This window comes from Phycisphaerae bacterium, assembly GCA_012729815.1.
GTDB lineage: Bacteria > Planctomycetota > Phycisphaerae > JAAYCJ01 > JAAYCJ01 > JAAYCJ01.
In genome coordinates, this window is record JAAYCJ010000221.1 from 1 (window position 1) to 9886 (window position 9886).

Consider the following 9886-nt stretch of genomic DNA (forward strand, 5'->3'; position numbering starts at 1 on the left):
ATCCTTGAGAACCGCTTGCGGAAACTCTCATACGAGAGGCCCAGCGTCTCAGCCACAAGGGGCAGCGACGCCCGGTCCTCCAGACTCCCTTCCAGCACCGAGCAGGCCTTGGCCGCCCACTCCAGATCGTGGCTGGCCATCGAAGCCGATTCCTCCTTCAGGAGGACGTCGGCCAGGATCATCTGCAGTTCCAGGATCTCCACCACGGGCGGTTTGCCCCGGACCGAGGCGAACCGCTTGTGCCAATACTCGACCGGTTCGACGTGGTGAAGGGGACGTGACGGACCGATCAGGCCGCTGGCGGTCCACAGATCGAACATCGGGCTGTCGAACATGAAGTAAATCTGCTTCCAGTGGCCTTCCGACCGGTGGTCGTAGTGATGGGGATGGCCGGGGAAGAGGAGAATCAGGTCGCCGGGAACGAGCAGAGTCTCGGCGATCTGAGGGTCTCGATACCACGCCTGCCCCTCCAAAACGTACACAATCGTATGGCTGGACAGCACCCGCATGCCCGGCCCCATGACGGCGTCCTTCATCACACCGGAGGCGATAATGCGGCCTAAACCCGTATGCGTTCCCAACGGTCCCATCCGTCCGATCCGTCCTCACCAACAGTAGCCATTGCCAATTCGTACAAGGATTATCCATTCTAAGCATTCCCTCCACCCAAACCAACGGTATAGTGGACCGAGAGTTCCTTTCAGGAGATGGCAATGGACAAGATCATTCTGGGTCGCGAAGAATACCGGGACAAGGTCTACGCCTGCTGGCTGGGCAAGAACATCGGCGGCACGCTGGGCGCGCCGTGGGAATGCCACAGGTACCCTCACGCGCTGGATTTCTACGAGCCCCTGCCGAGCAAGGCGGCTCCGAACGACGACCTGGACCTGCAGCTCATCTGGCTCAAGATGCTGGAAGAACAGGGCACCGACCCGGCCCTGCCGTGGTTCGCCGAGTACTGGAACCGCTACGGCGCCTCGTACCCGTGGAACGAGTACGGGTTCTTCATGCGGAACTACAGCCGGGGCCTCAAGCCTCCGGTGGCCGGATGCTTTGAAAACTACTTCGTGGACGAGATGGGCTCGCCGATCCGCAGCGAGATCTGGGCGTGCCTGCTTCCGGGCGATCCGCAGGCGGCGGCCCGAATGGCCTGGAAGGACTCCGCCGTGGACCACGCCGGCGGCGAAGGCACCTACGGCGAGATGTTCTGGGCGGCGATCGAGTCGGCGGCATTCGTCGAGAAGGATCCGATGACCCTGCTGCGGCTGGGACTGAGCATGATCCCGATCAGCAGCCACATCGCCAGGGCCGTCCGCGAGGTGATCTGGTGCCACGAAAACGGCCAGACCTGGGGGCAGGCCCGGGAACGGATCAGCCATCGGTTCGGCCACATTCAACCGTGCAACGCCATTCCCAACCACGGTTTTACCGTCATCGGCTGGCTCTACGGCAAGGATTTCGGCGACAAGCTCTGCAAGGCGGTTAACTGCGGCTATGACACCGACTGCACCGGCGCCACGCTGGGATCGGTGCTGGGCATCCTCGGCGGCACGGCGGGAATCCCCAAGAAATGGGTCGAGCCGATCGGCACCGACATCGTCGTCCACAAGTTCACCCGTAACTTCACGCCACCCAAGAACCTGATGGAACTGACCGACCGGACGGTGGCGGTGGCGGAAAAGGCGATGGCCAAGTCGCGGGAATGCGCGTTCGGCGACAAGACAACGTTGCCCAAGGACACCCTGACGCGGCTCTTCCGCAACGACGTGGCCCGCGCGGCGCTGCAGCAGGACAGCCAGATGGCGGTCGATATCTGTGGCGACAAGGAAGTCTCATTCCACTACAATGGCTACCCGGTCCTGTGGCCGAACATTGGACGAACCGTCGAGGTGACGGTCGCGGGAGAAACGAACCCGCAGGTCGAACTGCAGGTTCCCGCCGGCTGGAGTTGCCGGCGGCTGGGACCGGCCAGGTTCGAACTGCTCTCGACCGGCCCGATCGCGGATCGGAACACCGTCAAGGTGGTCCTGAGCGGCGGAGCGGCGGTGGACTTCGTCATGCTCGGCCCGGGCGAAGCCAAAGGCTTCCCAGCCGGCGACAACGTCCGGGCCTGCCCCAAGTGCTGGGCGCGGATCGAAGCGTGCATCTGCGAGGACAACTAGGCAAACATGAACGACCTGGAACGCTTTCTGGCGTGCATGGATTACCAGTCAGGCGACCGGCGGCCGAACCACGAACTGGGCGTCTGGGGCCAGACGCGCGATCGCTGGGAGCACGAAGCGCCACAGGCTGTGCGGGGCTTCACATGGTCGTGGTTCGATGATGAGCCGGACCTGAAGCTCGACCGGCGGGAATACATCAACGTCAACTACGACTTCATCCCGCCCTTCGAACCGCAGGTCATCGAGGAAACCGAGCACTATCTGATCGCCCGGAACACCAAAGGCATCGTCACCAAGGCCCTCAAGACCGGCACCACCTACGGCACCCGCGCTTCGATGGACGAGTTCATCGGCTTTCCCGTCGAGCGGCCCGAGGACTTTCCGGAGATCAAGCGGCGGCTGGTCGCGGCACTGCCGCAGCGGTACCCCGGCGACCTGGACCGCTGCATTGAGCGATGGCGATCGCGAATCTGCCCGCTGGCCCTGGGCCGCAACTGCGACATCACCGGCTTCTACTGGCGGGCTCGCGAGTTCATGGGCACCGAGAACCTCTCCTACGCCTGGTACGACTACCCGGCCCTGATGGACGAGATGATGGAGTTCTTCGCCGACATGGTCATCGAGGTCAGCCGGCCCGTCCTCGAGAAGATCGACGTCGAGTACGTCGTGTTCAACGAGGACTTCGCCATGAAGACCGGCCCGCTGCTGAGCCCCGAGACCTACCGGCGATTCATCTTCGCCCACATGAAGCGCCTGGTCGAGTTCTTCCACTCTCACGGCGTTCGCTACGTGGCCCTCGATTCCGACGGCGATCCGACCGTTCTAGTCCCGCTGCTGATGGACGCGGGAGTCGACGTCCTCTGGCCGATGGAACGCGCCTCCAACGTCGATCCGCGGGAATGGCGCAAGCGTTTCGGCAAGAGCCTGCGTCTCTGGGGCGGCGTGGACAAGCGCGTTTTGCCCCGCGGCCGGCAGGCGATCCGCGAGCACCTGCGGGAACTCGCCGGCCTGGTTGACGAGGGCGGCTTTATCCCCACCATCGACCACACCGTTCCGCCGGACGTCTCGTGGGACAACTTCCGCTTTTACATGGACGAGAAACTGGCCCTGCTCGAAGGCCGCTGATAGGCAAGGAGCACACGATGGCAGGCGATCTATCCGTACGAGAGAAGTGGTTTGGACTTCTTAAGGGCCAGGACGTCGGCCCGATGGTCAGCCCGCTGTGCGAGGACTGGGCGCTGGATCAGCCGTACCACTGGCCGTACGACGAGCCCGATCCGTTCCCGCCCGGCTCGCCGTACCAGATCGTCAGCCAGCAGATGGCGATGGCCAAGCTCTGCGGCTGGGATCCCACGCTGCTGGCCTGGTTCGACTACCCGCCGCGGAACGCCGACGCGCTGCCGGAAGTCCGCCGCCAGTCGCTGGGCGACCGGACCCGGGTCGAGAGTTGCATCCGCACTCCGTACGGCGATCTGACCTGCACGGAGGAAATCGCCGCCAGCAGCCACACCGTCAAACCCTGGCTCCAGACCGAGGAGGACTACCGCAAAGCCGTCTGGCTGACCCAGCAGCAGCTCGACTACGACGAGGACGCCGGCATCGCCGAAGGCAAGCGGCTGCGCCAGGCGATCGGCGACCGCGGCGTGTTGGGCACGTGGTCCGGGCCGCCCAACGTCAACCTCTGCAACCACGATGAGCGATTCTTCCACATGGCCGACTGGCCAGAGGCCTACGCCGAATTGCACGAGGTAACGACCGCTCTGATCCTCAAGAAGATCGCCACGTTCCGCAAGGCGGGCTTCGACTACCTGTTCTACTGCGTCAGCGGAACCGAGTGGATCTCGCCGGACTTCTTCCGCTCGCATGAAGCCCAGAACACGCGGGCCATCTTCGACCAGTGGCGGGCGGACGGCGGGTTTGTCCTCTGGCACACCTGCGGGCACGCCAAGGCATTCGTGGAGGCTGGGATCTACAACGAGTTCAAACCGGAGATCTTTGAAACGCTCTCAGTCCCGCCGGTCGGCAATCTGCCCAGCCTCAGCTGGGCCCGGCAGCAACTCGACCCGGCGATCATCACCAAGGGAAATATCGCGCTCGATCTCCTGCAGAACGGCCCGGTCGAGCAGATCCGCGCCGCGGTGCACCAAGTCCGCGAGGATACCCGCGGCTATCGCCACGTCGTCGGCTTAAGCGACGACGTTTTCCACAACACGCCGCTGGCCCACTGCCGGGCCTTCGTCGAAGCCGCCCGCCAAATGTAGCCCAAACCGAAGTTCAAGCCTTTGTCTTCCGGGACGGCGGCCGGCGACAGAGGCACGCGCCCTTGCGGGCGTGGCAGACCGGGCACCGCTCGACGCCCCACTGGTAGCCGCTGACGCGGTCCGGACTCAGCAGCACAAATCGCGCGCCGTACGTCCGGCCGTCGAGCTTGGCCTTCACCCGAACCCAGCCGTTGGCCGGCATCCGTTCGGCGCGCACACCGAAAACGCCCGGCCCGTGCTCGACCACCTTCCATCCTTTCGGCCCGGTCAGTTGCATCGCCGCGCCCTCGACCGGCTGACCGTCCCGCCGCAGGCTGATCCGCACGATCATCTCCACCTTCGGATAGAGCACCGGCTCGCGATCGTAGTGGAAGACGATCTCCAGGTCCCTGTCGGTCTCCACCGCCGAAAGCGGATCGTAGAGGCTCAGGGCCGCCCGGGCCTTCTGGTTTCGCCACAGCAGGTCCTGCAGATTATCCGGAACGACGGTCTTGTTGCCCAGACAGACGGTATCGGATCGGCCGGCGACAACCTGCTCCATGACCGCCGCGGTCCGCTGCGTGAGCTCCGCCACCGTCTTGGGATGGTTGAACCGCCTGGTGCGTTCGTAGAGGATGATCCGGTCGCCGACCGGCTTGACCCACCGGGCGGGCAGGGCGTCCGCCCCTTCGAGAATCCCGAGCAACGCCCCCAGCGTCGCCCCGGTGCAATCGGTGTCGTAGCCGCAGTTGACGGCCTTGAGAAGCCGATCCTCGAAGTCCTTGCCGTAGAGCCAGCCGAGCACGGTAAAGGCGTGGTTCGGGGCGGCCAGCGCCGCCGCGCCCATGCCTCGCCAACCCGTCGCCGGGTTCGAAAACAGATTGGCGATGTGATGCTGCGTCTGGGCCCAGTTCATCCCCCGGTCGCGGCACCAGAGCACCTCGCGGATCGCCTGGGCGACGTAGCTGGTCAGCGGAATCATCGACAGGCCGATGCGAATCAGCGTCAGCGGATCGGACAGCACGAACGCGGCGCTCTGAACCGCCGCCCAGAACATCTCACCGTAGACCCCTTCGCCGCCCGCGTGGTCCAGCAGCGCGTCGCGACAGGCCAGCACCGCCGCCAACTGCGGATCGCCCGGTGCGATGCACGCCCAAATCTCGCTGCGAATCGGCGCGCCCATGTTGTCCGCGAAGCCGTTCTCGAAACACCCGGAAATCGGCGGCCGCAGCCCGCGCTCCAGATTCATCAGGCACACGCCGTACTCCGAATCCGGATACGCCCGCAAATAATCCAGCCAGTACCGGACGAAATCCGTCAGGCTCGGTTCGAGCGTGCCGGTGTCCTCGAGCATCTTGAGCCACACCAACTGAAGGTCCAGGTCGTCGTTCGGCTGCGGCTCCCGCGGCACCGGATCGTAAAACGTCAGTCCGTTGACGTACTTGTGCCCCTCGAAGGGGCCGCCCAGCGTCCCTCCGATGTTCTTCCCCAGCCAGCACCCGCGAACCTTGTCGCGATACTCCCGCCTGCTCAGTTGGATCGGTCGTTCTTGGACAGCCATGTTTCTGTCTCCGTTTCTGGGCTATTTGCTTTCCACGTGAAATAGGGAAAAACCAAACAATCCTCAGTCACTGCCCAGCGTCATCCGCCAGGCCGCAAGGCCGCCGAAAACGCCCTGCCCGTTCTGAACCAGCAGGCCCAGCCGCCTGGGAAAACAGCCCGGCGCATCGGGGCTGTGAGTGGTATTGAACGTCTGAACCAACAGGTCGTCGAGGTAGAGCTCGAACATGTTTCTTCGCAACAAGAGCCGAAAACGGTGCGGCACGTGCGGGACGATTCCCGGCGTCGCCGCACAGCCGGGAACGATAGCGTCCTCGCAAGCGAACTCCGCCCTTCCGTCCTGACCGAAAACCATCTCGCCGATTTCCGTCCGACCGCAGGCGTGAAGGATGATTGCCGTCCCTTCGCCGTCCGCCTCCTCCAGAAAGAACCCAACCGACGGTGAGACCAGCCGTGGATCGCTCGCGGTCACCGCAACCGTTCCCTCGATCACCAGCCCCTCCGCCGCCTCCAGAGGCTGATCGAGCATCGCCACCGCCGTCGGCACGTGCGAACGGAGCACCAGCCGGCTGTGACTGCCAACCTCCGGCTTCGCCTCGATTTCCACGCCGCGATCGGTCAGCCGGCATGCGCAATCCGACCCGCCCTTCGGGAACGTCAGCCCGATCCGCTTCGGCTCGATCGGCCACCGCTTGCCCTTGAGCGCCTCGTTGCCCTGCCAGTACCCCAGCCGCAGATGGCCGCGGTCGACCACCGCCTTCTTGATCGGCGGCAGCCACGTCTCGCCCGTCTCGTAGGTGAACCCATCGTACATGTACCCGTTGATCAGCAGTTCCGGCTGGGCCCGGATATACCGCGCCCACAGCGCCACCCAACGCCCGGAGTTTCCGCACAGCCGGTACGCCGCCGGATCGGCCCGGAACGGCCCTCGCGGCGTATCGCCGATCAACGTAAAGACTCCATAGCCGGGAAACCCGAAGTAGTTGAACCATCCGCCCAAGAGGTAAATCTTCCCGTCGATGATCTCACACCCGCCGATCTCAAAGAGCCCCTCATCGCCCGGCGTGGGCGGCGCAGCCAAGCCGTTCCAGTCGATCGTCGGCGGCGGCAATCCCTCCCAGTTCAACCCGTCAGCCGACCTGAGGAAGCCGCCCGGCCCGGTGGCATAGCCGTACCAGACCCGCCGGCCGTCCTCCTCCGCCGTCACCACGTCCATGCAGTCCAGCCGGCTGTCGGGATGATACCACCGCGTGTCCGGCGTCAGGTCGGTCTGCGGGCCGCGATACGTCCAGTGCACCAGGTCCTTCGACTCCCAGAACCGGATCACGTTCTGAATGCCCGGCCGCGTAAAGCTCCCGTGGTTCATGATAAACCTGCCGCCCACCGGATGGACGGCCATCGCCCAGATGTTAAACGGCGTATCGGCGATCACCGGCCCCAGGTGCTCCCAGTGCACTCCGTCGTCCGACACCGCCGACCAGACGTTGCGGAACAGTTCGTCCGGACCACGCTGGTGCATGTACATGCTGAACAGGTGATACCGCCCCTCGTGCCAGTAGATGCACGTGTCCTTGAACCGTCCGACGTTCGGCTTGTAGATCATGGCCCTCGTCCTTGCCGTTTCGCTTTCCGTCCAGTCCCGCCGCAGGCCGCGATTCTATCCGTTTTCTCTTGTCGAACAAGCCGCCGGATGAATAATTGGCGGACGAAATGCCGGTCAGGAGAACGCGCATGAAACCGATTGCTTTCGACACCCTCAGCTACACGATCGACGGTCAGCCCATCTTCCTGTGCTCCGGCGAATTCCACTACTTCCGCGTACCCAAAAAGGACTGGCCCGGCCGCATGAAGCTGCTGCGGGAGGCCGGCGGAAACTGTCTGGCCACCTACGTGCCCTGGCTGATCCACGAGCCGGCCGAGGGGGATTTCCAGTTCACCGGCGACGACGGCCGGCTGGACCTCGAGGAATTCCTCCAGACCGCCCGCGACGCCGGCCTCTACGTCATCGCCCGGCCCGGGCCCTACCAGTACTCCGAGCTCATCCACGACGGACTGCCCGGCTGGCTGGTCGAGCACTACCCAGCCGTCCTCGCCCAAAGCTTCGACGGCAAACCCCTCCGCCCAAGCTCGATCTCCTACGTCCATCCGCTCTTCCTGGAAAAGGTCCGGACCTGGTTCAGCCGGGTCTGCCCGATCCTGGCCCGCTACACCGTCTCCCGCGGCGGCCCTATCGCGTTCACCCAGTTCGACAACGAACTGACCGGCGTTCACATGTGGTTCGGAGGTCTCGACTACCATCCCGAGGCGATGGGGTTCGGCAAACCCGACGGCCGGTACCCGCGATTCCTGCGGGACAAATACCAAGCCATCGCCGACCTCAACGACGCCTACGGAACCGACTTCGCCTCGTTCGAGCAGGTCCGCCCGCTGCCGCCCGGCAACTCCTCCGCACCAGCCGACGTGCGGCGGCGAAAGGACTACTTCGACTTCTACCTCTCGACCATCGCCGAGTACTCCGCCGCCCTCGCCGCCTGGATGAAGGAATTCGGCATCGACACCCCGCTGGTCCACAACTCTGCCAATCCCAACATGAACCCTTACTTCCTGGAAACCGCCAAAGCATTGGAAGGCTCCGGCGGTTTTCTCCTTGGCGCGGACCACTACTACAGCCTCTCCCAAGCCTGGCCGCAGAACAACCCGACCCCTCAACTCGCCATCCGCCTCTTCTGGTCGCTGGAGACCCTCCGGCTGATGGGCTTTCCTCCCACCGTCTACGAGATGCCTTCGGGAAGCGCAGCCGACTGGCCGCCGATCACCACCCACGACGCCCGGGCCTTCTACCGAATGCACCTGGGCCTCGGCATGAAGGGGTATAACTACTACATCTTCACCGGCGGGCCCAACCCGCCCGGAGCGGGAGCGACCAGCGACATGTATGACTACGGCGCGCCGATCGGAGCCTCCGGCGACGTCCGTCCTCTCTATCACGTTCAGAAGGAGATCGGAACCTTCCTGGCCGACCGTCCCTGGTTCGCCCGTACCGAGCAGGAATACGACGTCCGCTGCCTGGTTGATTTCGAATACCCGCGATCCGCCCAGTACTGGAAGCAGAACGGCGATGCCCTCATGCGAAGCTCCGAGGCCTCGGACTTCCTGCTCAAAGGCCTCCTGACCACCGCGTTCTGCGCCGGCCTTTCGCCCGTGCTCCGCGACCTCGGCGCGGACGATTGGATCGGCGAGGCCGATACGCCGCTCGTTGCCGTCTGCTCCTCCAGCATGGCCGCGAACAAACAGAAACGCATCATCGACCACCTCGACCGCGGAGGCAGGATGCTCCTGCTGCCGGTGATCCCGAACCTGGATGAAAACCTGCGTCCCTGTTCGATCCTCGCCGACTATCTCGGCCAGCCGACCCTCGCCAGCGCGCGGAACGCCGCCGTTCGGGTCAGCGCCGCCGGCGTCGCCAACGTCCACAACAACGGCGAGGTGTTCCTCACCGAAAAACTGCCGCCTCAAGCCCGCATCGTCGGTGAGGACGACTTCTCCGGCAAACCCATCGCCTGGCGCATCGATACGCCAGGCGGCGGCAGGCTCATCTTCCTCGGCTTCCGCTGGCTCCACGCCATGCGGGAACACGAAGCCATGCTCAAGAACCTGCTGGCTCCGCTGGGCCTGAAGCCCAAAATCACCTGCTCCAACCCCAATCTCTGGTGCCTGCTCCGCACCGTCGATCGGCGATCGGTCCTCTTCGTGATGAACCTCCTCTCAGCCCCGATGGAAGCCCGCGTCGCCTGCCAGCCGGCCTGGAGCAAGCAGGCCATCGATACCGGAACCCACAGCCTCGAACCAATGTCCGTCAAGATGGTTGAACTTGCGGAGAACCGCTTGGCCGAAGTAGGATAACCCCCCTTGAGCCGGCCAAAC

General features: G+C 64.4%; 7 protein-coding genes. 4 read left to right on the plus strand and 3 right to left on the minus strand.

All coding sequences use genetic code 11. The features are described 5' to 3' along the window. Positions 1-590, minus strand: a 590-nt coding sequence (locus GXY33_14465) for a hypothetical protein (GenBank protein NLX06338.1), incomplete at its 3' end; no start/stop codon positions are given. 123 nt (positions 591-713) lie between these two features. On the opposite strand from GXY33_14465, the gene GXY33_14470 reads away from it, so the two are divergent. Genes GXY33_14470 through GXY33_14480 form a run of 3 tightly spaced genes read left to right on the plus strand, consistent with a single transcriptional unit; the run spans position 714 to position 4423 of the window. Next, the gene (locus GXY33_14470) at positions 714-2162 is read left to right on the plus strand and encodes an ADP-ribosylglycohydrolase family protein (GenBank protein ID NLX06339.1); all 1449 of its coding nucleotides are present in this window, start codon (positions 714-716) and stop codon (positions 2160-2162) included. A gap of 6 nt (positions 2163-2168) precedes the next feature. Next, a complete protein-coding gene (locus tag GXY33_14475; GenBank protein ID NLX06340.1) occupies positions 2169-3287 on the plus strand; it encodes a hypothetical protein in 1119 nt (372 codons plus the stop codon). Between the two features lie 17 nt (positions 3288-3304). Continuing rightward, positions 3305-4423: a hypothetical protein gene (locus GXY33_14480; protein NLX06341.1), complete on the plus strand. Its 1119-nt coding sequence runs from the start codon at positions 3305-3307 to the stop codon at positions 4421-4423. Between the two features lie 13 nt (positions 4424-4436). Here the strand turns inward: GXY33_14480 and GXY33_14485 are convergent, their stop codons facing one another. Further along, complete coding sequence (locus GXY33_14485; GenBank protein NLX06342.1) at positions 4437-5963, minus strand: ADP-ribosylglycohydrolase family protein; 1527 nt, start codon at positions 5961-5963, stop codon at positions 4437-4439. A 63-nt stretch (positions 5964-6026) separates the two neighbouring features. Next, positions 6027-7565, minus strand: a complete 1539-nt coding sequence (locus tag GXY33_14490) for a hypothetical protein (GenBank protein NLX06343.1) — start codon at positions 7563-7565, stop codon at positions 6027-6029. A 128-nt stretch (positions 7566-7693) separates the two neighbouring features. On the opposite strand from GXY33_14490, the gene GXY33_14495 reads away from it, so the two are divergent. Continuing rightward, positions 7694-9865: a hypothetical protein gene (locus GXY33_14495; protein NLX06344.1), complete on the plus strand. Its 2172-nt coding sequence runs from the start codon at positions 7694-7696 to the stop codon at positions 9863-9865. The last annotated feature ends 21 nt before the right edge of the window (positions 9866-9886 follow it).

What these genes read in the sequence shown, in the direction of transcription:
- GXY33_14480 (NLX06341.1), top strand. Translation starts at nt 3,305, where the DNA reads ATGGCAGGCGATCTATCCGTACGAGAGAAGTGGTTTGGACTTCTTAAG.
- GXY33_14470 (NLX06339.1), top strand. Translation starts at nt 714, where the DNA reads ATGGACAAGATCATTCTGGGTCGCGAAGAATACCGGGACAAGGTCTAC.
- GXY33_14490 (NLX06343.1), bottom strand. Translation starts at nt 7,565, where the DNA reads ATGATCTACAAGCCGAACGTCGGACGGTTCAAGGACACGTGCATCTAC.
- GXY33_14485 (NLX06342.1), bottom strand. Translation starts at nt 5,963, where the DNA reads ATGGCTGTCCAAGAACGACCGATCCAACTGAGCAGGCGGGAGTATCGC.
- GXY33_14475 (NLX06340.1), top strand. Translation starts at nt 2,169, where the DNA reads ATGAACGACCTGGAACGCTTTCTGGCGTGCATGGATTACCAGTCAGGC.
- GXY33_14495 (NLX06344.1), top strand. Translation starts at nt 7,694, where the DNA reads ATGAAACCGATTGCTTTCGACACCCTCAGCTACACGATCGACGGTCAG.